The sequence below is a fragment of the Caproicibacterium sp. XB2 genome, from assembly GCF_044880635.1.
GTDB lineage: Bacteria > Bacillota > Clostridia > Oscillospirales > Acutalibacteraceae > Caproicibacterium > Caproicibacterium lactatifermentans.
In genome coordinates, this window is sequence record NZ_CP173227.1 from 113,958 (window position 1) to 135,885 (window position 21,928).

Annotated in this window: 21 protein-coding genes; 14 read left to right on the forward strand and 7 right to left on the reverse strand. The window is 52.4% G+C overall.

All coding sequences use genetic code 11. The annotated features are described in order from the left end of the window. Positions 1-500: 500 nt before the first annotated feature. Positions 501-1,271: an RNA polymerase sporulation sigma factor SigG gene (gene sigG / locus ACIHKT_RS00465; RefSeq protein ID WP_086034905.1), complete on the reverse strand. Its 771-nt coding sequence runs from the start codon at positions 1,269-1,271 to the stop codon at positions 501-503. Between the two features lie 176 nt (positions 1,272-1,447). Here sigG and ACIHKT_RS00470 point away from each other — a divergent pair, with 176 nt between their 5' ends. The 3 genes from ACIHKT_RS00470 (at position 1,448) to ACIHKT_RS00480 (ending at position 5,611) form a co-directional block, all read left to right on the forward strand. After that, complete coding sequence (locus ACIHKT_RS00470; RefSeq protein WP_236849696.1) at positions 1,448-2,776, forward strand: CCA tRNA nucleotidyltransferase; 1,329 nt, start codon at positions 1,448-1,450, stop codon at positions 2,774-2,776. A 116-nt stretch (positions 2,777-2,892) separates the two neighbouring features. Continuing rightward, positions 2,893-3,831, forward strand: a complete 939-nt coding sequence (locus ACIHKT_RS00475) for a glycosyltransferase family 2 protein (RefSeq protein WP_174192603.1) — start codon at positions 2,893-2,895, stop codon at positions 3,829-3,831. Continuing rightward, on the forward strand, positions 3,818-5,611 hold the full coding sequence (locus ACIHKT_RS00480) for a DUF6020 family protein (protein ID WP_404352512.1): 1,794 nt from the start codon (positions 3,818-3,820) through the stop codon (positions 5,609-5,611). The genes ACIHKT_RS00475 and ACIHKT_RS00480 overlap by 14 nt, the downstream gene beginning before the upstream one ends. 77 nt (positions 5,612-5,688) lie before the next feature. Here the strand turns inward: ACIHKT_RS00480 and ACIHKT_RS00485 are convergent, their stop codons facing one another. Further along, the gene (locus ACIHKT_RS00485; protein WP_174192607.1) at positions 5,689-7,032 is read right to left on the reverse strand and encodes an MATE family efflux transporter; all 1,344 of its coding nucleotides are present in this window, start codon (positions 7,030-7,032) and stop codon (positions 5,689-5,691) included. 201 nt (positions 7,033-7,233) lie between these two features. On the opposite strand from ACIHKT_RS00485, the gene spoVAE reads away from it, so the two are divergent. Beyond that, a complete protein-coding gene (gene spoVAE, locus ACIHKT_RS00490) occupies positions 7,234-7,590 on the forward strand; it encodes a stage V sporulation protein AE (RefSeq protein ID WP_086034909.1) in 357 nt (118 codons plus the stop codon). 62 nt (positions 7,591-7,652) lie between these two features. Here the strand turns inward: spoVAE and ACIHKT_RS00495 are convergent, their stop codons facing one another. Next, the gene (locus tag ACIHKT_RS00495; protein ID WP_174192609.1) at positions 7,653-7,805 is read right to left on the reverse strand and encodes a hypothetical protein; all 153 of its coding nucleotides are present in this window, start codon (positions 7,803-7,805) and stop codon (positions 7,653-7,655) included. Positions 7,806-7,966: 161 nt separating this feature from the next. After that, positions 7,967-8,227 (reverse strand): 30S ribosomal protein S20, encoded by a 261-nt coding sequence (rpsT, locus tag ACIHKT_RS00500; RefSeq protein ID WP_086034911.1) that lies wholly within the window; start codon positions 8,225-8,227, stop codon positions 7,967-7,969. 178 nt (positions 8,228-8,405) lie between these two features. On the opposite strand from rpsT, the gene gpr reads away from it, so the two are divergent. Continuing rightward, the gene (gene gpr / locus ACIHKT_RS00505) at positions 8,406-9,203 is read left to right on the forward strand and encodes a GPR endopeptidase (protein ID WP_086034912.1); all 798 of its coding nucleotides are present in this window, start codon (positions 8,406-8,408) and stop codon (positions 9,201-9,203) included. Between the two features lie 7 nt (positions 9,204-9,210). Here gpr and spoIIP read toward each other — a convergent pair whose 3' ends face one another. Then, positions 9,211-10,302 (reverse strand): stage II sporulation protein P, encoded by a 1,092-nt coding sequence (gene spoIIP / locus ACIHKT_RS00510; RefSeq protein WP_086034913.1) that lies wholly within the window; start codon positions 10,300-10,302, stop codon positions 9,211-9,213. A 127-nt stretch (positions 10,303-10,429) separates the two neighbouring features. On the opposite strand from spoIIP, the gene ACIHKT_RS00515 reads away from it, so the two are divergent. Further along, positions 10,430-10,675 (forward strand): hypothetical protein, encoded by a 246-nt coding sequence (locus tag ACIHKT_RS00515; protein ID WP_086034914.1) that lies wholly within the window; start codon positions 10,430-10,432, stop codon positions 10,673-10,675. 77 nt (positions 10,676-10,752) lie between these two features. On the opposite strand, the gene ACIHKT_RS00520 is transcribed toward ACIHKT_RS00515, so the two are convergent. Next, positions 10,753-11,067 (reverse strand): hypothetical protein, encoded by a 315-nt coding sequence (locus ACIHKT_RS00520; RefSeq protein ID WP_174192610.1) that lies wholly within the window; start codon positions 11,065-11,067, stop codon positions 10,753-10,755. Here ACIHKT_RS00520 and ACIHKT_RS00525 point away from each other — a divergent pair. Next, entirely contained in the window at positions 11,039-11,398 is a 360-nt protein-coding gene (locus ACIHKT_RS00525; RefSeq protein WP_086034916.1) for a hypothetical protein, read from the forward strand. The genes ACIHKT_RS00520 and ACIHKT_RS00525 overlap by 29 nt on opposite strands. 43 nt (positions 11,399-11,441) lie before the next feature. On the opposite strand, the gene lepA is transcribed toward ACIHKT_RS00525, so the two are convergent. Beyond that, positions 11,442-13,250, reverse strand: coding sequence for a translation elongation factor 4 (gene lepA / locus ACIHKT_RS00530; RefSeq protein WP_086034917.1), 1,809 nt, complete (start codon positions 13,248-13,250; stop codon positions 11,442-11,444). A gap of 114 nt (positions 13,251-13,364) precedes the next feature. Here lepA and hemW point away from each other — a divergent pair, with 114 nt between their 5' ends. From hemW to lysS, 7 genes are all read left to right on the forward strand, one after another. Beyond that, entirely contained in the window at positions 13,365-14,486 is a 1,122-nt protein-coding gene (hemW, locus tag ACIHKT_RS00535; protein WP_404352517.1) for a radical SAM family heme chaperone HemW, read from the forward strand. A gap of 164 nt (positions 14,487-14,650) precedes the next feature. Beyond that, positions 14,651-15,676: a heat-inducible transcriptional repressor HrcA gene (gene hrcA / locus ACIHKT_RS00540; protein WP_086034919.1), complete on the forward strand. Its 1,026-nt coding sequence runs from the start codon at positions 14,651-14,653 to the stop codon at positions 15,674-15,676. A gap of 36 nt (positions 15,677-15,712) precedes the next feature. Next, on the forward strand, positions 15,713-16,372 hold the full coding sequence (grpE, locus tag ACIHKT_RS00545; protein ID WP_086034920.1) for a nucleotide exchange factor GrpE: 660 nt from the start codon (positions 15,713-15,715) through the stop codon (positions 16,370-16,372). A gap of 99 nt (positions 16,373-16,471) precedes the next feature. Beyond that, the gene (gene dnaK / locus ACIHKT_RS00550) at positions 16,472-18,352 is read left to right on the forward strand and encodes a molecular chaperone DnaK (RefSeq protein ID WP_086034921.1); all 1,881 of its coding nucleotides are present in this window, start codon (positions 16,472-16,474) and stop codon (positions 18,350-18,352) included. 191 nt (positions 18,353-18,543) lie between these two features. Next, the gene (gene dnaJ / locus ACIHKT_RS00555) at positions 18,544-19,704 is read left to right on the forward strand and encodes a molecular chaperone DnaJ (RefSeq protein WP_086034922.1); all 1,161 of its coding nucleotides are present in this window, start codon (positions 18,544-18,546) and stop codon (positions 19,702-19,704) included. 150 nt (positions 19,705-19,854) lie between these two features. Then, on the forward strand, positions 19,855-20,343 hold the full coding sequence (gene greA / locus ACIHKT_RS00560) for a transcription elongation factor GreA (protein WP_086034923.1): 489 nt from the start codon (positions 19,855-19,857) through the stop codon (positions 20,341-20,343). A gap of 81 nt (positions 20,344-20,424) precedes the next feature. Then, a complete protein-coding gene (gene lysS, locus ACIHKT_RS00565; RefSeq protein ID WP_086034924.1) occupies positions 20,425-21,927 on the forward strand; it encodes a lysine--tRNA ligase in 1,503 nt (500 codons plus the stop codon). The last annotated feature ends 1 nt before the right edge of the window (position 21,928 follow it).

A 21,928-nucleotide genomic window follows, 5' to 3' on the forward strand; every position in this document is an offset into this window, starting at 1 on the left:
TACAGGATTTTTTGGATAAAAAGCATCGCTTTTTGTCAGAGCAGCAAAAGGGCCGGTCCTTTTTCAAAATTGGCCCCATATGCGGTTTATCTGGAGGAGGGATAGAGCGTACCGGCGTTTTTCCCGGAAGAGGAAGGGCTGCTGTCCATAGAAGATTTCTGCGGCTATCCACTCTGCTGGGTGCTGCCGGACTACCCATTCTGCGGGGCAGTTCTCTGTTGTACTGCTGGCAGCGGATTTTCGAATTGCCTGTGTGATGCAGCTCTGCCCGATGTTCCAGAGATCCAAGAAAAAGGACAGTGCAAGGATGCCCAAAAGAACCCAGAACGCGGGCCCGGCCCGCCATATTTTTGCTTTTTCCTGCAATCATCATTTCTTCATGCGGGTTCCCAAAAAACGGAGATTCACGATTCAATCATGAGCACAGCGGGCAGGAAAGACCATTTGCTGGTTTTTATCGTAAAGAAACTGCCTGACCATTAACGGGACATCAGGAGAATTTACAGGTCCCTTTTCACCTTTTGTAGGGCGGCTTTTTCCAGCCGAGAAACCTGTGCCTGGCTGATGCCGATTTCCTTTGCAACTTCCATTTGTGTTTTTCCGTGAAAGAAACGCATGGACAGAATGTTTTTTTCTCGGTCCGAAAGATCATGAATAGCCTGTTTCAGGATAATTTCATCAATCCAATTATTGTCATCGTTGTTATCGCCCACCTGGTCCATGACATAAATGGTATCCCCGCCATCCGAAAAAACCGGTTCATATAAGGAAATAGGGTCCACAACGGATTCCAGTGCCAGCACAATATCCTCCCGCTTTATATCCAAAATGGCGGCCAGCTCGTCCGTGGTTGGTTCCCGGTCGTGCTTGGTGAGGAACGCTTCTTTCGCCTTCATGGCTTTGTAGGCAGTGTCGCGCAGGGAGCGCGAAACACGGATGGAGTTGTTGTCCCGCAGATATCGCCGGATTTCACCGATAATCATAGGAACCCCGTAGGTTGAAAAGCGGACACCCTGGCTGGTATCGAAGTGGTCAATAGCTTTCATCAGGCCAATACAGCCGACCTGAAACAGGTCGTCCAGGTTTTCACCTCGGTTGGTGAAACGCTGGATAACGCTTAGCACCAGACGAAGGTTGCCGCGAATCAGCTTATCACGGGCGCTTTTGTCACCAGCGTGCATTTTTTTAAGCAAATCCATTTTTTCGGCCTCTGTCAGTACCTTGAGGTCCGCGGTGTTGACACCGCAGATTTCCACTTTATTGTTCTGCATCTTACCGCTCCCTTCCAGTTGCAGTATTGCCTGTACGGGGCGGCAGTATGCGGGAAAGGCCGATTGACCCCAAAAAGTGGATATGATATACTATAAAAGTTTGAAAGAATACGGAGAAAACCGCGGAAAAGACGCAGCAGGAGGCGGAATCTGCGGAAAATTTTAAAGGGGTAAACGTGAAATTTATCATACCGGACTATGTACAGAAAACTTTAATATCCCTGCGAACTGCCGGCTGGCAGGCGTGTCTGGTAGGCGGCTGTGTGCGGGATACACTGCTGCACCGGACACCGAATGACTGGGACATCGCGTCGGCCAGCACACCGGGACAGACGGAGTGTGCCCTGGCTGCATTTCCTTGTCTGGAAACAGGCGTACAGCATGGCACGGTTACGGTCTTGTCGGACGGACACCCCGTGGAGGTGACCACTTTCCGTACGGACGGGACCTACAGTGACAACCGCCGCCCGGACAGCGTTTCTTTTACCCGGAGCCTGCCGGAGGATTTGCGCCGAAGGGATTTTACCATCAACGCCATGGCATGGGACAATGGAACGCTGGTGGATTTATTCGGCGGATTTTCGGACCTAAAGGCGGGCGTTGTCCGATGCGTCGGCAGCCCGGACGTTCGTTTTCAGGAGGACGGCCTGCGCATTCTGCGGGCACTGCGCTTTGCCAGTGTGCTGGATTTTTCCATTGCGCCGGAAACAACGGCGGCTGTGCACCGGCAGCGGGGCCTGCTAAAAAAGATTGCTGCGGAACGCATTGGCGCGGAACTGGGCAAGCTGTTGTGCGGGCCGGGTGCCGCGCGTGTGCTGCGGGATTTTTCTGATGTGTTGTTTACCATTCTTCCGGAACTTGCCCCACAAAAAGGATGCCCACAGCGTAGCCCTTATCACAGCTATGACGTTTGGGAACATACACTGCACGCCGTACAGGCCGCGCCGCCGGAGGTGCCAATAAGGTTGACAATGCTGCTGCATGATATAGGAAAACCGGCCTGCCATACAACCGATGAAACCGGAACAGACCATTTTTATCGTCATGAATCTGTTGGTTCAGAGATGGTTGGTCCGGTCCTAAAGCGTCTGCGTTGTTCAGCAAAGCTGAGCCGCCAGGTACAGGAGGGAATACGCCGCCATATGCTGTTCATGGAACCGGACGAGCATATTCTAAAACGGCGGCTGCGACAGTTTGGTCCGAACTTCTGCCTGTTTCTATTACAGGTGCAGCGGGCGGATACAGCGGCACAGTCTGCGGCGGTGCAGGACCGCCTACGGGTGCTGGACCAAACGGAAGCACTGCTGCGAAAGCTGCTGCAGCAGCAGGCCTGTTTTTCACGTGCGCAGCTGGCGGTAAAGGGAAATGACCTGACAGCGCTGGGGCTGCACGGCGCGGAAGTTGGGGAAGCGCTGTCATTCCTGCTGGAAGCGGTCATTTCCGGGCGGTGCCCCAATGAAAAACAAGCGCTGCTGACCATTTGGCAGGAAAAATCGCAAATGTAGAGGGTATTAAAAATGTCACTGATTTCTGTGAAAAATGGAATATGTTATAATAAAAGGAATTTGTTTTGAGGCAGACGGATAAAAAGACTTTGCACCAACAGGCGGGAGGAAAAAGAATGGAACGTGTAGCGGTTTTAATTCCTTGCTACAATGAAGCAAAAACGATAGAAAAGGTGGTCCGGGACTATCACGAAAGCCTGCCGGATGCCGATATTTATGTATATGACAATAATTCCACAGACCATACGGCGGAGCTTGCGGAAAAGGCGGGCGCCATTGTGCGGCATGAATATCGGCAGGGCAAGGGCAACGTGATGCGTACCATGTTCCAAGAAGTAGAAGCCGACTGCTACCTGATTACGGACGGCGATGATACCTATCCTCCCGAAAAGGCACCAGAAATGGTGCGGATGATTCTGGACGGCAAAGCGGATATGGTCAACGGTGACCGGCTGTCCTCTACCTACTTTGAGGAAAACAAGCGTCCGTTCCATAATGCGGGCAACGTAATGGTGCGCAGCCTTATCAACCGAATCTTCCATACCGATGTGCACGATATTATGACCGGAATGCGCGCTTTCAGCCGTGTTTTTATCAAAAACTTCCCGATCCTTTCCCAGGGATTTGAAATCGAAACGGAAATGACGATTTACGCGGTCGAGCGCAACTTCATCATTCGGGAGATACCGATTGCTTATCGGGACCGGCCAAACGGCAGTGTGTCGAAGCTGGATACCTACTCGGACGGTTTTCGTGTGCTGCGTACCATTTTTCGCCTTTTTCGCGATTATAAGCCGCTTTTATTCTTTGGAATTTTTTCTCTGCTTTTTTTGATTGTTTCCCTATGCTGTTTTATTCCCGTTGTGCATGAATATTTTATGACCGGCTTAGTACCGCGTTTCCCAACACTGATTGTCGGTTCTACATTTGGTATTTGCGCGTTGCTGTCCCTTTTCTCCGGCATTATTTTGGAGGTTTCGGTGAAACAGCGCAGCCGCATTATTGAAATGCTGACGAATTTATCTATGGAGATGAACAAGCATGGAGAAAAGTAACTCCCCTGTTTCTGTGCCGTGTGGAATAGCGGCCGCGGTGTGCAGTGTATTTTTAGCAGCAGTGACACTGTGCTTTTTTCGGGCACCGCTGTTCCTGCTGCTTCCCGCGGCCGCGGGACTGTTCCTATTGCTGCGGCAGATAAGTCAGGTACATAACCGGCGGCTGTTTGTCTGCAATGCGGTCTTTTCTTTGCTGCTGGCGATTTCCTTTATCGCCGGAAATAAAGCAAACCTGCAGAGTGGTCAGACAATGTCTTCGTTCCTGCACAATGACCTGCTTCCTTTGGCGGCGCTGGGAGCGGTGTTTTTCATCTGCTTCTCCTGTATGTCGGATTTTATAGGCCGTCATCCGGTGCATTTGTGCCGCAAAAGGCGGCGGCTTTCTCCGGGAAAAATGTGGCTGGCATCCACTCTCGTTTTGTTTTTCAGCTGGATTCCCTGTTTGTTTGTCTTTTATCCCGGAAACATTTCGGGTGATTCTGTGGCTTGTATTGTTCGCGCGCTGGGAAAGGTGCCGCTTTCCAACCAACAGCCGCTTCTGTATATTTTGCTGATACGGCCGGTCCTGCAGTTTGCGTTTGCCATTGGCAGGGACATCAATTTTGGTGCAGCACTGTTCCTGACACTGCAGACCGCGGTAATGGCCGTGGTTATTGGCTACTTCTTTTGCTGGCTTACCCAAAAAGGTGCGGCGCCGTGGATTCAAATTCTGTGTATGGCTTATTTTGTGCTGAACCCGGTTTTTTCGATTTATGCGGTGACCATGTGGAAGGACATTTTGTTCAGTGCATTTACGCTGCTTTATCTGCTGCAGCTGTATAATATTTTGCAAAGCGGCGGGGAAAAGCTGCAAAGTCTGGGCTATCTGGTGGGCTTTGTACTGCTGAATATACTGCTATGTTTTTTACGCAACAACGGATATTATTTGGTCTTTGTTACACTGGTGATTCTGGCAGTTTTGTACCGGAAGTACTGGAAACGGGTGCTGCCGGCATTTCTTGCAGTGCTGATTTTGGTGCCGGTGATACAGGGGCCGGGCTATAAGGCAGCCAATGTCGCGGCAAGTCCATTTGCAGAATCGGTCGGTATTCCATTGCAGCAAATCGGCTATACGGTGGCGAACGACGGTGCTGTCACAGTGGAGCAGAAAGCGTTCCTTAACCAGATTCTGCCGCTGGACACCATGAAAAAATCGTACAGGCCTTATATTGTAAATCCCATTAAATTCAATTCCGCTTTTAACAACAACTTTTTGGAAAGTCATAAGGGAGAATTTATCAAGGTTTGGGCACAGATGCTGCGTCCGAATTGGAAGAAGTACGTTAAGGCCTACCTAATGGAAACGGTGGGATATTGGCACATCGGAACAGCCAACTGGATTGCATTGTACGGCGCGGTGGACCCGGAGATGTGCCGCATGGTAGGCATTGTACAGCCGGATGCCGTCAGCTTTGCGTGGAGCCGTGGCGCCGTGAAGAACAGCCTTGACTGTCTGCAGAAACAAATTCCGGTTTTATCGCTGATTTTGAGCATCGGGTTCCTTTTTTGGGCGGTCTTGTATGCGGCATTCCAAATGATTATACAGAAACGGCGAAAGAAACTTTTGCTGTTGGTGCCACTTTTGCTGCTGTGGCTGACGCTGATGGTGGCGACACCGACTTTCTGTGAATTCCGGTATATGTTTGCCTTTTCGGTCGCTTTTCCGCTGGTAGTGCTGCTTTCCTTTCCAGTGGAACAGCGGGAGAAAATGAACAGTCCCCGGCACCTAAAAACAGAATAGACAGAAAAAAGCAGGTGATGCAGTGCCCTAAATTGGGCACTGCATCACCTGCTTTTTATTATGCTGTATGTAATGATTTAGTCCGCCGTATCCTGACCTTTCGGCAAATGACGCATGAGATAGATATAAGCAATACACAGCGGAATGCAGCTGCCAATCCATGCCAATGGGTTAGAAGAGGAAGCTCCGGCGAAGCCGAGTGGTCCAACCAGCGCAAGCGCAGCTACGGTGCGCATGACCAGTTCCATAATGCCCGCAAACGTAGGGACAAAGCTTTTGCCCAGCCCCTGCAGGGTGTAACGGATAATAAACAGAATCGCCAGAATAAAATAGCATACACCGTTGATAATCAGATAGATTTCCGCAAGGTTGACGACATTTTCAGCACTGCCGACAAACAGCCGAACCAGCGGTTTTCCAAAAAAGATGTTGACAAAGGCCATGACAATACTGAAGGAAATGGAAATCAGCAAACATTGTTTAACGCCTTTGCGAATGCGGTCAAATTTACCGGCACCGTAATTTTGGGCGGCATAGGTAGCCATCGTCATGCCAAAGGACATCATGGGTTGAATGGCAAGCTGGTCCACCCGGCAGGCAGCGGTGTATCCGGCGACCGCTGTGGCACCCAAGCCGTTGAGTGCCGTTTGCAGAATCAGGGTACCCAGCGCAATAATGCTGCTTTGAAAGCCCATAGGGAAGGCGATGCGCATATGTGTCCCGAGTTCCCAGGCAGTGATATGCCAGTCTTCTCGGCGCAGGTGCAGAATGGGAAACTTTTTTGCAATGAACATCAGGCAGCAAACACAGGAAATTAGCTGAGAGGCTACAGTGGCAATGCCGGCACCTGCCACACCCCAGTGAAAAACTTTGATGAAAGTGAGGTCCAGTACGATATTGATAAGGCACGCGATGACTAGAAATAAAAGTGGCGTGCGGCTATCCCCCAGCGCGCGCAGAATGTTGGATAATAGGTTAAACAGCATAGCAGCCACAATACCGCCCATAATGACAATGATGTAGCTGTAAGCATACGGATAAATTTTTGCGGGTGTGTTCATCCAGCGAAGCATTTGCCCCGCCAAAAGCATGCCGGCCAGAGTCAGCACAACAGTTGTGCCGGCGGCGATGAGCAGCCCAGCAGCAAAGCTGCGCCGGACACCGTCCGTATCCCCGGCACCAAAGCGCTGGGCGGTCAAAATGGACAGGCCGGCAGCGATGCCCTCGGCAAAGCCGAGAATGAGGAACGAGATGCCGCCGGTGCAGCCGACACCTGCCAGCGCGTCCACACCCAGTGTTTGTCCAACAATCAGGGTATCTGCCATGTTGTAAAACTGCTGAAAAAGGTTGCCGATGAGTAGCGGAATGGTGAAAAAGAAAATAAGTTTTGCGGGATTGCCGCGGGTAAGGTCTTTGGTCACAATATGTCTCCTCTGATATGTAAAGTTACTGAAAATGAATGGGACCGGCAAACTGAAAACGTTTGCTGGGAAGCAGTTCTATAGTATTCCATAAAGGGGTAGGCCTGTCAAGCCCTATTTTCGATAAAAATAAAGAAAGTGTATATTTGCGGTACCTGCGGCAGACACTAATTGGAAAGATTCCGAGATGAGGTGACAGCAATGGATATTCTGCGGGCATTTTTGGTAGGTGGTGCCATCTGTGTGGTGGGGCAGTTGCTGATGGACCTGACGAAACTGACACCGGCCCGTATCCTGGTGAGCTTTGTTACGGCTGGCGTTATTTTGGGTGCGGTCGGGCTGTATGGTCCGCTGGTGCAGTGGGCCGGCGCTGGTGCTACAGTTCCGCTGACGGGGTTTGGCTATCTGCTGGCAAAGGGAACCAAGCTGGCAGTGGAACAGCACGGCGCCGTGGGCATTTTTACCGGTGGGCTGGGCGCGGCTGCCGGAGGCGTAGCGGCCGCGGTGGCGTTTGGCTATCTGGCGGCGCTGCTGGCAAAACCGGGCGACAAGAGCTGAAAATGGATACAAAAAATGGGCGGACCCCGAAAAAGGGCCCGCCCAACCTTTTTGCATGGTGTTTACTGAATAGAGCAGTCCAGGTAGTGCTCCAGTTCCTCTTCATCCTTCTGCTTCTTTTCGAAGTAAAGGGTGGCCGCAACGATTGCCGCGGCAATTGCCGCTAAAGCAGAAACAATGGACAAAAACACCGTAAAACTGCTTTTCTTTTCCAATGCGAGCACCTCCGCCCTAAAGATTTCGATATACAATACCAATGTAAATATCATACCCGAAACAGCTGAAAAAGTCAAGCTGAGGAAATAGGCAGGCATGAAAAAAGCAGGGCACATTAGCCCTGCTCTGCATTTTTCGGAAAAAGAAAAATGGATATTTTTCAGCCGACAGCGTTCAGCTGACGGGCCAGGCTGCTTTTCTTTCTGGCAGCGGTATTTTTCTTTATAATGCCCTTCGCAGCAGCATGGTCGATTGCCTTTACGGCAACGCGTACGGCCTCAGCCTTATTTTCGGCATTGGCGCTGATTGCGGCGTTTGCTTTTTTAATATCGGTCTTCAGGCCGGAGTTAATCACTTTGTTGTGTGCGGCTTTGGTAGCAATGACCTTCACGCGCTTTTTTGCGGATTTAATGTTTGGCATGGTCACACCTCCTTTTCAATAGTCGTCACGTATTTATCATACTATCATTTTTGCGAAGAAAATGCAAGCGCTTTTGAAAATTAAATAAACAGCAGGCGTTGGGGTGGTTTTTCCGGAACTTTTTCGGGGATACTGCAAATAGGGACACCTGTAAATAACAACAAAGGAGAGAACGCCCATGGGGTATCGTACAGACCTTGCGCTGGAGCGAGCGGAAGCAAAGACAAAAAAAGAGAGCATGAACGGTCTGCAGGTCAGCCGAATGGAGGAGAACGGCGTCCACTATATCACAGTCGAGGCGCCGCAGATTACCGGAACAGTAGAGGGGGATGGAAAGCTGCGCCACTTCCTTTCGCAAGAGATTGCGGCCCTGCTGCCGAAAAAGGGAGAAGTGCTGGTAGCGGGGCTGGGAAACCCGCAGGTTACGCCGGATGCATTGGGGCCGCTGTGTGCTGACCGTGTTTTGGCAACCCGGCATGTGCGCGGCCATATCGGTGTACAGACCGAACTTGCCGGTCTGCGCAGTGTCTGCGTTGTCAAGCCGGGTGTGCTGGGCACAACAGGAATTGAAACGGCTGAACTGCTGCGTACGCTGATACGCGGCCTGTGCCCCGCGGCGGTTATCGCAATAGATGCGCTGGCGGCGGGCCGGCTTCATCGTTTGGGCAAGACAGTGCAGCTGAGTGACGGCGGCATCTCACCCGGTTCCGGCGTAGGAAATGACCGGCCTTCCCTGTGTGAGACGACGCTGGGCATACCGGTTATTGGGCTGGGGGTACCGACCGTGGTGGACGCCTCTACACTGTGCAGCGACCTGTGCGCTCAGACCGTGCCGTGCGCGGAGCAGATGATGGTGACGCCGCGCGGTATTGACAGTTTGGTTGCGCGGGCAGCGCATTTGTTGGCGCTGTCGGTAAACTGCGCCCTAAACCCCAGCTTGGAGCCGGAAGTTTACGAGCAGCTGACCGGTGCCTGAAAAGGCCTTATGAAATAAGCGCTTTCAGCTGCTTTGCCAGCACCTGCCCGAACAGCGCGCCGGAATAAGTTGCTTCATCCAGTGTGTTCACTTCTGTGCCGAATTCACAGAGCAGGGAGCCGGGCGTCATTTGTTCGTTGTAGCGTGTAGGGCCGAAGTTCAGCGGACGCATGAGGTGCGGGTACTGCTCTGCGGCACCTTTCTGCAGGCGCACGGCTAAGCGCAGGTTTTGCTCCCAGTTTGGGAAATTGAGAGAACCGGTATCATCACAGCCGGAAATAATCATAATCTGACAAGCACGTTTGCCGTTTACAAGGACCGTTGGTTTATAGCGAGTGCCGGTTGTGCTGCTGGTCATGGTGTCACGGTGGACGTCAATGGTCACTTGAATGGACGGGTATTTGGCGAGGTTTTGGCTGATGGTGTGGGCACTGCGGGTATAGCTGCCGTTAAATGCGGGGTCGTCGTGAATGGTAGTATCATGAACAGCGCCAATGCCCGCCGCCCGCAGGCTTTTTGCCAGCGCTTCCCCGACCGTGACCACACTTTTGGAGGGGTCGCGGCTGCGGGTGACACCGGCGTAGGCTTCTGTTGTATGGGTGTGATAAATGAGCACCATAGGGGTGCCGTTGGCCTTTATTTTTAGGGGCGGGCGTTCCCGCAGAACAGCTGCCGCGTCCAGCTTATGATTCTGATTGGAATTTTTATAATGAAAACCACACTGGCTTTCGCCGGTATCGGAAAGGTCAGTTTCATAAATACCGCCGCCAATGAATTTGCTTGGCAGTTTTTGTGTTTGCACACGGCCGGACGGAATGGAAACAGTCGGTGCGGAGGAAGCGGATTTTTTGGAAGAGGAAGCAGGCTTTTTGGAGGAGGAAGCGGGCGAGGAAAAAGAGGAAACGGCTTTTTCGGGCACTGATGCGGCCGGTGCCTTGGAAGAAAGGCGCCGTTCCTGTACGGCGCCGACCGGCAAAATGAATTCGGCGGCCGCGAGAGCACCTTTCTGTGCGGAAAGAATGGGCAGCCGCGTAACGGCACAGGCACAGGCCGCTGTCATCAGCGCAACAGCGCATACGGCCTTGCATTTTTCGTTCATCAGTGAAATCCCTCGATTCTTTATGAATATTCCCGTACAGGTAATATAGTATAAAGAATCTTATGGGAAAAAGATGGCGGATATGAACATGGGGCAGGCAAAAAACTTTGACAGGGGGCATAAACGAGTGAAACAGGAGAAAAAGCGGATATTTTGGTCGGCTTGTCTGGGCACACTGGCGGCCTTGCTGTTGCTGACGGGATTTGGTACAGCAGATGTAGTCTGCCGCCATACAGCCTTTGCGGACGGCAAAACCTTGTATCAAGCCGCACTGCGGCCGGCGCTGCTTCGACAGGGAACAGTTTGTAAATTTACGGATTTATGTTATAATCAGTTCATAAAAATGATTTGCCCGGAAGCGCTGGAGGATTGAACTGTGACTTGTCGCAAAAAGAAACGAAATCACCTTCTTTATCTGGCTGCGGTACTGTTGTGTACAGCGGCCCTGTTTTATGCTGTCGGTATGCCAGTGCAGGCGGTCTCCGGCGCGGGCGGAAAAAGCAGTTCGACCGCGGCAGTTTCAAAAGGAACGGTGTCAGCGGTGTCGTCAAAGCCGACGGTATCTTCCCAGGAATCGACTCCTAAGGCGGCCTCTTCCAAACGGACGGTGGTTTCTTCCCGACAGAAAACGCATTCACGGACATACACACAGCGGACCTCGTCCCGAACAGTGACCTCTTCCCGGAGAGCTTCTTCCCAAACACGAACATCACGGAGGAGCACCGCTTCCACTGCGTTGTCCAAAAGTTCAGCTTCTGCTTCCAAAACATTATCAGCCTCCTCTAAAAAAGCAGATGCTGCTGCCGGTATTGCACTGCCAAGTGTGGGGGCTGTATCAGAGGAAAACCCATTTGCCAATCCAGTCAGTGATGCAAGCCGCAATACCGCGGTTAACGGTGTGGGCATTGCGCTGTGGGTCGCTGTCGTGACGGCCAGTGTGCTGATTATTCTGTTGCTGCGCCGCAACCGCAGACGGAAAAAAGGACAGACCATTGAGTTCCTGCAGCACCGGCCGGGACGGGGCGGTAAAAAGAAACATCTGCTGGCTGATAAGTATTATCAGAATGACTTCAGCCATTTACATTTGGATTCGTAAATAAGGAACTGCCGCAGTGCAAAATACAGCACTGCGGCAGTTTTTATTCGTCCAGTTTAAGCACAGAAAGGAATGCGTCCTGCGGCAGCTCCACGGAGCCGACTTTGCGCATTCGCCTTTTGCCTTCCTTTTGCTTTTCCAGCAGCTTCTTTTTACGGGAAATATCGCCGCCGTAGCACTTGGCAAGCACATCCTTGCGCAGGGCTTTCACTGTTTCCCGCGCGATGATGCGTCCACCGATGCACGCCTGAATGGGAATTTCAAAAAGCTGACGCGGAATTTTATCCCGCAGCTTTTCTACCATTTTGCGGGCACGGGCATAGGCCTTGTCCTCATGGATAATAAAGCTCAGAGCATCCACCGGTTCACCGTTGATAAGAATATCCAATTTTACGAGGCGGCTTTTTTCATAGCCGGCCAGTTCATAGTCGAAGCTGGCATAGCCGCGGGTATGACTTTTTAGTGCGTCAAAGAAGTCATACACAATTTCGTTCAGTGGCAGCCGGTAGTGAATATCTACACGGTCGGTGTCGATATACTGCATGTTCTGGAATACACCGCGTCGGTCCTGGCACAGTTCCATAATATTGCCAACGTACTCACTGGGCGCATAGATGTGCGCGTCGGCGATAGGTTCCTTTGCTTCCGCAATGGTGGAAGGGTCCGGATAGTTAGTCGGGTTGTCAATGTGTTTGGCGGTGCCGTCCGTCAGTGTGATTTCGTACACAACGCTGGGCGCGGTTGTAATAAGGTCCAAGTGATATTCCCGCTCCAGCCGTTCCTGCACCACTTCCAGGTGCAGCAGACCAAGAAAGCCGCAGCGGAAACCGAAGCCCAGTGCCACACTGGTTTCCGGTTCAAAGGAGAGGGCTGCGTCATTTAGCTGCAGCTTTTCCAGTGCGTCGCGCAGGTCGGGGTATTTTGCACCGTCCGCCGGATAAATACCGCAAAAAACCATCGGCTGGGCGGCGCGGTAGCCGGGCAGGGACTTTTCCGCCGGCCGGTCCCGCAGGGTAATGGTATCACCAACGCGGGCGTCCTTTACTTCTTTAATGGAAGCAGTAATGTAGCCGACGTCACCCGCCTGCAATACACCGGTTGGTTCAAAAGAAGTGGCGCGCATATAACCGCACTCCACAACCGTGAAGTCACAGCCGGTTGCCATCATGTGAATGACATCGCCGGTGTGTACAGTTCCGTTCTTCAGCCGGACATGAGCGACAGCACCGCGGTAAGAGTCATAATAGGAATCAAAGATAAGCGCCTGCAGGGGGGCACCTGCATCGCCCTGCGGCGGTGGAACAAGGTGGACAATCTGCTCCATAACGTCGCGGATATTCAGGCCGGTTTTGGCACTGACGCAGGGGGCATCCTGCGCGGGGATGCCAATGACGTCTTCAATTTCTTTTTTCACCCGATCGGGGTTGGCACTGGGCAGGTCTATTTTATTGATGACCGGAAGAATTTCCAACCCGGCATCGGCGGCAAGATAGGTGTTTGCCAGCGTTTGGGCCTCAATGCCCTGTGTTGCATCGACCACAAGCACAGCGCCCTCACAGGCGGCCAGCGAGCGGCTTACTTCATAGTTGAAGTCCACATGCCCGGGGGTATCAATCAGGTTAAAAATATAATCCAGCCCATCTTTGGCGGTGTACACCAAAGTAACCGCGCGAGCTTTAATAGTAATGCCGTGCTCACGTTCCAAGTCCATGTCGTCAAGAATCTGATTTTCCATTTCACGCAGGGGAACAGACTTGGTTTGTTCCAGAATACGGTCGGCAAGTGTGGATTTGCCGTGGTCGATATGTGCAATAATGCTGAAGTTGCGGATACGTTCACGCGGAATACGCAAGGCAACTCCCCCTTTCCCGGGAAACTCGGCCGCTGGTGCAGCCTGTTTTGAATCCTCTTTATAATGTAGTATTATAACATAAAGCACTGCTTTGCAAAAGAGGAGGAACACACCATGCAACCTGTTGGTCTGTATATTCATGTGCCGTTTTGCAGCGGAAAATGTCCGTACTGCGACTTTTTTTCCCTGCGAGGGGACGACCGCACGATGAATTTATATACGAATCGTATTATTGAAGAAATAAAAAAATACAAGTTGGAATATCCGGACATGACAGCGGACACTCTTTATTTTGGCGGCGGTACACCGAGCCTGCTGGGGGCGGAGCGGCTGTGCCGTATTTTGATGGCGGCTCGACAGGCTTTCGGGTTGGAAAATGCGGAAATCACGCTGGAAGCGAATCCGGACGGCGAGCTGCAGCCGCTGTTTGAGCAGGTACATGCTGCCGGAGTAAATCGTGTATCGCTGGGCTTACAGAGCGCGGATGAACGGGAACTGCGGCTGCTGGGCAGACAGCATACGGCGCAGGATGCGGCACGGGCCGTAGAAGACGCACACCGGGCGGGCATTGCGAATGTTTCGCTGGACCTGATGCTGGCGGTGCCGGGACAGACGGCAGAAACCCTGCAAAAAAGCGTGCAGTTTTGTTTGCAGGCAGGCGTGACGCACCTATCCATGTACCTTCTGCGGATAGAGCCGCACACAGCTTACTGGCAGCGGCGGGAGCAGATGGACCTGCCGGACGATGACAAGGCCGCGGAACTGTATGAAAAAGCATGCAGTCTAGCGGAGAAAGGCGGCCTGCGGCAGTATGAAATCAGCAACTTTGCGCGGCCCGGACAAGAGAGCCGCCACAACCTAAAATATTGGGACCTTGCACCATACCTGGGGCTTGGTCCGGCGGCACATTCCTATTTCGGCGGAAAACGCTTTTACTGGCCACGCTCACTGCGGGGCTTTTTGGCAGGGGAGGCACCGCTGCCGGAAGAAGATGCAGAAATACCGGCGGGCTCGTTTGCGGAATACGCCATGCTGCGCCTGCGGCTGACGGCTGGCCTGCGGGAAGCTGACTGTCGGAAGCGCTTTGGGCATGGTATTCCGGATGCCATGCGGCGGACAGCACAGCGATATGTGCCGGCCGGCCTGACACAGGTATCACCGGAGAGCCTGCGGCTGACACGGCGGGGATTTCTGGTTTCAAATCCGCTGCTGGCGGATTTGTTGGAGGAACTGTGAACGGTAAAAACCGCGCCCCAAATGGGCGCTTTTTTTATGAAAGTCTACAAATTCATAATGTATTTACAATTAACCTATTGACACAGGGGCAAAGTAATGATACATTAAGTAATGCAGTTAGCACTCATAAGCATAGAGTGCTAACTACAAAAGAGGGTGAGGATATGGAATTGACACCGCGCAAGCAGAAAATCCTGTCGGCAATTATTGAGCTGTATATGGTTTCGGGCGAACCGGTGGGCAGCAAGGTCCTGTGTGACAATTTGGACTTTTCCGTGTCCAGCGCAACAGTGCGCAACGAGATGAGTGACTTGGCGGCGATGGGCCTGTTGGACCAGCCGCACACCTCCGCCGGGCGGGTGCCCAGCGAGCAGGGATATCGGCTGTACCTGGATGAGCTGATGAAGCCGGCCAGTGTTACACCGGAAGAACGCCACTTTATTGATGCGCTGCTGCTGCCCAGTGCCTACGACCCGGAAAAACTGCTGGACGGCGTGGCCCGCACGTTGGCGGGCATCAGCCACATGGCAGCGATTACAACTACACCGAGCGGCAGTGCCGCGGCAGTGGCCGGCATTCAGTTCGTACAGACCAGCCGTCATACGGCCATGCTGATTTTGATGACGACTTCCGGCACGATGCACAGCCGTGTGTTCCACTGCGGCTTTGAGCTTTCGCCGGAAATTCTGCGTGTGTTTTTCCGTGTGTTTAATGAAAGCCTTGCCGGACGGCCGGTGCGCAGCATTACACCAGCGTATATCCAGACAATGGGTGCGTCCATGGGCGATACGGCGCTGCTGATGAGCAGTGCGCTGATGGCCCTGCAGGATGCGGCCAGGGAAGCAATGGGCAGTGACGTGCGCATGGACGGCCAGACAAACCTGCTGTTTTTTCCGGAACTGGGTGCGGATGACCTGCGGCGCATGATGCGCTATCTGTCGCAGCCGCAGCAAGTATATGGTTTGCTGCGCAGGTCCGGTTCCCGTGTGTATTTGGGAAATGAGAGCGGCGTGTCCGCACTGCGCGGAACCGGGCTGATTGTGGCGCATTATGCGGTGCACCAACAGGATGCCGGTGCAATCGCCGTGCTGGGGCCGATGCGCATGGATTACCCGAAACTGATTGGCAGCATTGATTATGTTGCCCGCAGTGTTGGCCGTATGCTGACAGAGCTGATAGACTGGCAGTAAAAGGAAGACAATTCCCAGAAATTTTGGATTGCATAGATGAAGGGGGTAGATGGGACTTTGAGTACCGAAGAAAAAAAGGAAACACAAGGCGCCGAAGAAAACGAGCCACAGCAGAAAACAGCGCCGGAAACCGAACAGCCCCAGAAAGAGGAACCGAAGCCGTCTGAGCCCGCTGAGGACCAGAAAGACAAACCGGCTGGAAAGGCCAGCAAAAAAGAAAACAAGGAACTGAAAGAAAAGCTGGAAAAACTGCAGAATGACTTGGCTGCTTTCAAAATGGAAGCGGACCAGCAGAAAGACCGGCTGATGCGCACCGCGGCCGAGTATGACAACTACCGCAAACGCACAGAGCGCGAGAAAAACGCACTGTATGCCAGCGCTACAGCGGACACCGTAAAGGAGTTCCTGCCGGTGGCTGACAATCTGGAGCGTGCGCTGGGACAGGCCGAGTGTTCCACAGAGGATCTGCGCAAAGGCATTGAAATGGTGCAGAAACAAATGCTTTCCACCCTTGAAAAACTCGGTGTAGAGCCGATGGGCAAGGCAGGGGAAAAATTTGATGCACAGCTGCACAACGCGGTTTCCCATACGGAGGACGACACTCTTGGCGAAAATGTGATTGCGGAAGTTTACCAGCAGGGCTATATGCTGGGGGACAAAGTGGTCCGCCACGCGATGGTCAAAGTCGCGAACTAGTTCCAGAGACCGGTGAAAGCCGGAAGATATACATTTTATCATCATTAAAAAAATATTTTACCGAATCCCGTAAGTGTGGTTAAACTGGAGGTATTCATTATGAGTAAGACCATTGGTATTGACTTAGGCACGACCAACTCCTGCGTTGCTGTTATTGAAGGCGGTAAGCCGGTTGTTATCCCCAATGCTGAGGGTGCCCGCACAACCCCTTCCATTGTTGCTTTTAAAAAAGACGGCGAGCGCATTGTCGGCCAGGCCGCAAAGCGGCAGGCCATTGCAAACCCGGACCGCACCGTAAGTTCCATTAAGCGTGAGATGGGCTCTGACTATAAAGTAACCATTGATGACAAGCAGTACACTCCGCAGGAAATCAGCGCGATGATTCTGCAGAAGCTGAAGGCGGATGCAGAAGCTTATTTGGGTTCTTCGGTCAGCAATGCAGTTATCACCGTACCGGCATACTTTACGGATTCTCAGCGCCAGGCAACCAAGGATGCCGGCAAGATTGCAGGCCTGGATGTTAAGCGTATTATCAACGAACCGACGGCCGCGGCTTTGTCCTATGGCATTGACAAGGGCGACGAACAGAAGATTATGGTGTATGACCTTGGCGGCGGCACCTTCGATGTTTCCATTATTGAAATGGGCGATGGTGTGCAGGAGGTTTTGGCTACCGCAGGCAATAACCGTCTGGGCGGCGATGACTTTGATAAGCGCATCATGGACTGGATGATTGGCGAGTTCAAGAAGGAAAACGGTATTGACCTTTCCAATGACAAGATGGCTATTCAGCGCCTGAAAGAAGCGGCAGAAAAGGCAAAGATTGAACTTTCCGGCATGACCAGCACACAGATTAACCTGCCATTCATCACGGCCGATGCAACTGGCCCGAAACATTTGGATATGACATTGTCGCGCGCAAAGTTCGACGAACTGACCGCAGACCTGGTCGAAAAGACCATGGGCCCGGTGCAGCAGGCGATGAAAGATGCCGGCCTGTCCTTCGGTGACCTGAACAAGGTCCTGCTGGTCGGCGGTTCTTCCCGTGTTCCTGCTGTACAGGAAGCTGTTAAGAAGGCTACCGGCAAGGAGCCTTTCAAGGGCATTAACCCGGATGAATGTGTTGCTATCGGCGCCGCTCTGCAGGCAGGCGTTCTGGGCGGCGAGGTTGAAGGATTGCTGCTGCTGGATGTCACACCGCTGTCTTTGGGCGTTGAAACCATGGGCGGTGTTATGACTAAGGTCATTGACCGTAATACAACAATCCCGACCAAGAAGAGCCAGGTTTTCTCCACTGCTGCGGACGGCCAGACACAGGTCGAAATCAATGTCCTGCAGGGTGAACGTGAATTTGCCCGTGACAACAAACAGCTGGGTATTTTTAAGCTGGACGGCATTGCTCCGGCACCGCGCGGCATTCCTCAGATTGAAGTCACCTTTGATATTGATGCCAACGGCATTGTCAATGTTTCCGCAAAGGATATGGGCACCGGTAAAGAGCAGCACATCACAATTTCTTCTTCCTCCAACATGAGCAAGGACGACATTGACAAGGCTGTGAAAGATGCTGAAAAGTATGCGGCAGAGGACAAGAAGCACCGTGAAGAAGTCGATACCAAGAACAGCGCGGAGCAGATGGTCTATACAGCAGAAAAACTTATCTCCGATAGCGGCAGCAAGATTGATGCCGCCGATAAGAGCGAGCTGGAGACAAAGATTAATGCCCTGAAGGAAGCCAACAAGGGCACCGATACAGCTGACATTAAGGCAAAGTCCGACGAACTGCAGAAGGCAATGTTCTCCGTCAGCGAAAAGCTGTATAAGAACAACCCGCAGGCGGCGCAGGCCGCAGCACAGGCTGCCCAGCAGGCCGCACAGCAGCAGGGCGGCGCACAGGCTGGCCAGCAGACAACGGACGCAAACGGCAACACCGTTTACAATGCGGAGTATAAGGACGTAGACGACAACGATAAAAAATAATCGCTGAAATCTCATTTTATACTGCTGCTTTTTGAGCGGCAGTATGAAATAAACATGGCGCGGCAACAGGGGCTCCCCAAACGAAGCCCCTGTTGCCCTGCCGGCACCCAGGACAGTATCCTGAAAAGGACTGTTCTTCCGCGGCCCGCAGGGGCCGCACAGCAGACCAATTCCTGTGAGGAGGGATTTTTGTGGCTGAAAAAAAGGATTACTATGAAGTAATGGGCGTGCCGAAGAATGCCTCTGAGGAAGAAATCAAAAAGGCATACCATAAACTTGCAAAAAAATATCATCCGGATCTACATCCGGGCGACAAAATTGCTGAGGCCAAATTCAAGGAACTGAATGAGGCGTACGAAGTACTGTCAAGCAAAGAAAAGCGTGCCCGGTACGACCAGTTTGGCCATGCGGGTGTGGACCCGAACTTTGGCGGGGCGGCTGGCGGCAGTCCGTTCTCCGGAGATGTGGACTTTGGCGATATTTTTGACACATTCTTTGGCGGCGGCAGCCCCTTTGGTGGAAGTCCCTTTGGCGGTGGGCGCCGGTCTAATCCAAATGCACCCCGCCGCGGCAGTGACGTAGAAGTGCGGCTGTCCATAGAATTTGAGGAAGCTGCCAAAGGATGCCACAAAGAGGTTTCCTACGATAAAGTGGAAAGCTGCCCTGATTGTCATGGCACCGGAGCCAAAGCCGGTACCAGTGCCTCTACCTGCCCGGCGTGCGGGGGCTCCGGCCAAGTGCGCATCACGCAGAAGACCTTTATGGGCGTTGTACAGACAACCCGTACCTGTGACCGCTGCGGCGGCACCGGTCGTGTGATTAACACACCGTGTCCCAGCTGCCGCGGTACCGGTCAGGTGCGCAAGCACAAGACGGTGGAAATCAACATTCCCGCCGGAATTGACAATCAGCAGGTATTGAATGTGCCGGGACAGGGTAATGCCGGTGCAAATGGCGGTCCGGACGGTGACCTGCATCTGCTGATAACTGTACGTCCGCACGCGCTGTTTGAACGGCGTGGCAATGATATTTGGTGCGATATGCCGATTACGTTTGCACAGGCTGCACTGGGTGACGAAGTGGTTGTACCCACGCTGGACAGCAAGGTCAGCTATCAGGTGCGCGAAGGAACTCAGCCCGGCGATGTCTTTAAGCTGAAGGGCAAGGGTGTGCAGAAACTGGGCGGCCGCGGCCGCGGTGACCAGTATGTACGCATGGTATTGGAAGTGCCAAAGAACCTGACAACAAAGCAGAAAGAACTGCTGCGTAAATTTGAAGAAAGTACCAGCGACCATAACTATCAGCGGCGCAAGGGCTTTTTTGATAAACTAAAGAAAAAGTTTGGCGAATAAAGACGAACCTGCACAAAAGGCTGCAGAACGGTGTTTTCCCACTGTTCCTGCGGCCTTTTGCGGTTAGGATTGACAGCGCAAATACAATTTATTATAATAAAGAAGTATATCTCAATGCGGGAGCCTGCTCCCTGAAAAGGTGGTTTTACCATGCAGAAACAGACCGTTATGACCCAGGAAGGCTATAACAAGCTGGAAAAAGAGCTGGAAGAATTAAAAGGCGTCAAACGTAAAGAAGTAGCGGAAAAAATTAAAGTGGCTTTGGGCTACGGTGACCTTTCCGAAAACAGTGAATATGATGAAGCAAAAAACGAACAGGCAATTTTGGAAGCACGCATCGCCGATGTGGAAGTAACCCTAAAAAATGCACGTATCCTGACCGAAAGTGAAATGAATGCGGAGCAGATTCATGTTGGTTCCAGCATGAAGGTGCGTGTGTCCGATGCAGGCAGCACAGAGGGCGGCCGCGAAATGAAGCTGACCATTGTCGGCAGCAGCGAAGCGGACCCTATTTCCGGCCGTATCAGCGACGAAAGTGCCGTAGGCGGTGCGCTGATGGGACATTCCATTGGCGACAAAGTGGAGATAGAGGTGCCTGCTGGAAAGAAGGTCTATGAGATTCTGGAAGTCATTAAGTAAACAAGGCAAAGTTTTATATTCGGATTTGTAAAAACAGGTACACCGGCATACCGGTGCAGCCCTTAGGAAGGAATTGGATTCATGGCAAACAAGGAAAATCAGGCCAAGCCGGCCGCAGAACAGGACCTTGGTGAACAGCAGCGTATTCGCCGCGAAAAACTAGCAGCCCTGCAGGAAGCCGGCAAAGACCCCTTCGTCATTACCACATGGCCGCGTGACAGCTATGCTGCTGACATTAAAGCGGATTTTGAAACGATAGAGGGCAAGCCCGTGTGCATTGCCGGCCGAATGATGAGCCGCCGTGTCATGGGCAAAGCCACTTTTGCGGATGTAGTGGACACAACTGACCGCATTCAGATTTATCTGCGTATCAACGAGGTAGGGGAAGAACCCTATAAAGAGATGAAAGCCTACTGGGATGTGGGTGACATCATCGGCGTAAAGGGTATTGTTTTCCGCACAAAACGCGGTGAAATCAGTGTGCGTGCCACAGAAATCAAACTGCTGAGCAAGAGTCTTCTGCCGCTGCCGGAAAAGTTCCATGGCCTGACCAACACGGATATGCGCTATCGTCAGCGCTATCTGGATTTGATTATGAATCCGGAAGTAAAGGACACATTTGTCAAGCGCAGCCGCATTATTACGGAGATTCGCAGCTTCCTGGACAACCAGCGGTTTCTGGAAGTTGAAACGCCAGTTCTGCACACGATTGCAGGCGGTGCCGCGGCACGTCCGTTCATTACGCATCATAATACCCTGAATATGGACCTGTATCTGCGCATTGCGCTGGAACTGTACCTGAAGCGTCTGATTGTCGGCGGCTTTGACCGTGTTTATGAGATTGGCCGTGTCTTCCGCAACGAAGGCATGGACGCTCGTCATAATCCAGAATTCACTATGCTGGAACTGTACCAGGCCTACACGGATTTCCATGGCATGATGGACCTGACGGAAAATTTGATTCGCACAGTCGCAACGAAGGTACTGGGAACGACAAAGGTTGTTACCCATGGTGTGGAAGTCGATTTTGCACAGCCGTTTGCACGCATCAGCATGAAGGACGCTGTGAAGAAGTATGCCGGTGTGGACTTCGACAAGGTGCAGACACTGGACGAAGCACGGAAACTGGCGGATGAACATCATTTGAAGTACGAACAGCGTCACAAGATTGGCGACATTATGAACCTGTTCTTTGACGAATACTGTGAGGACAAACTGGTTCAGCCGACTTTCCTGACTTATCACCCGACCGACATTTCTCCGCTGGCCAAAAAGAGCCCGGAGGACCCGCGCTATACGGAACGCTTTGAACTGTATATTGTGGGAACTGAGCATGCCAACGCATTCTCTGAGTTGAACGACCCAATCGACCAGCGTCAGCGCTTTGAGGCACAGGCCGCGGCAAAGGCAGCCGGTGATGAGGAAGCCTGTGACATTGATGAGGACTTCCTGACTGCTTTGGAGTATGGTATGCCACCGACCGGCGGTTTGGGCATCGGCATTGACCGTTTGATCATGACGCTGACCGGCTCTGACGCAATCCGTGATGTGCTGCTCTTCCCAACTATGAAACCAAAGGAGTAAG

What these genes read in the sequence shown, in the direction of transcription:
- hemW (WP_404352517.1), top strand. Translation starts at nt 13,365, where the DNA reads ATGCAACCTGTTGGTCTGTATATTCATGTGCCGTTTTGCAGCGGAAAA.
- ACIHKT_RS00480 (WP_404352512.1), top strand. Translation starts at nt 3,818, where the DNA reads ATGGAGAAAAGTAACTCCCCTGTTTCTGTGCCGTGTGGAATAGCGGCC.
- lysS (WP_086034924.1), top strand. Translation starts at nt 20,425, where the DNA reads ATGGCAAACAAGGAAAATCAGGCCAAGCCGGCCGCAGAACAGGACCTT.
- hrcA (WP_086034919.1), top strand. Translation starts at nt 14,651, where the DNA reads ATGGAATTGACACCGCGCAAGCAGAAAATCCTGTCGGCAATTATTGAG.
- gpr (WP_086034912.1), top strand. Translation starts at nt 8,406, where the DNA reads ATGGGGTATCGTACAGACCTTGCGCTGGAGCGAGCGGAAGCAAAGACA.
- ACIHKT_RS00475 (WP_174192603.1), top strand. Translation starts at nt 2,893, where the DNA reads ATGGAACGTGTAGCGGTTTTAATTCCTTGCTACAATGAAGCAAAAACG.
- spoIIP (WP_086034913.1), bottom strand. Translation starts at nt 10,302, where the DNA reads ATGAACGAAAAATGCAAGGCCGTATGCGCTGTTGCGCTGATGACAGCG.
- sigG (WP_086034905.1), bottom strand. Translation starts at nt 1,271, where the DNA reads ATGCAGAACAATAAAGTGGAAATCTGCGGTGTCAACACCGCGGACCTC.
- rpsT (WP_086034911.1), bottom strand. Translation starts at nt 8,227, where the DNA reads ATGCCAAACATTAAATCCGCAAAAAAGCGCGTGAAGGTCATTGCTACC.
- spoVAE (WP_086034909.1), top strand. Translation starts at nt 7,234, where the DNA reads ATGGATATTCTGCGGGCATTTTTGGTAGGTGGTGCCATCTGTGTGGTG.
- grpE (WP_086034920.1), top strand. Translation starts at nt 15,713, where the DNA reads ATGAAGGGGGTAGATGGGACTTTGAGTACCGAAGAAAAAAAGGAAACA.
- greA (WP_086034923.1), top strand. Translation starts at nt 19,855, where the DNA reads ATGCAGAAACAGACCGTTATGACCCAGGAAGGCTATAACAAGCTGGAA.
- dnaK (WP_086034921.1), top strand. Translation starts at nt 16,472, where the DNA reads ATGAGTAAGACCATTGGTATTGACTTAGGCACGACCAACTCCTGCGTT.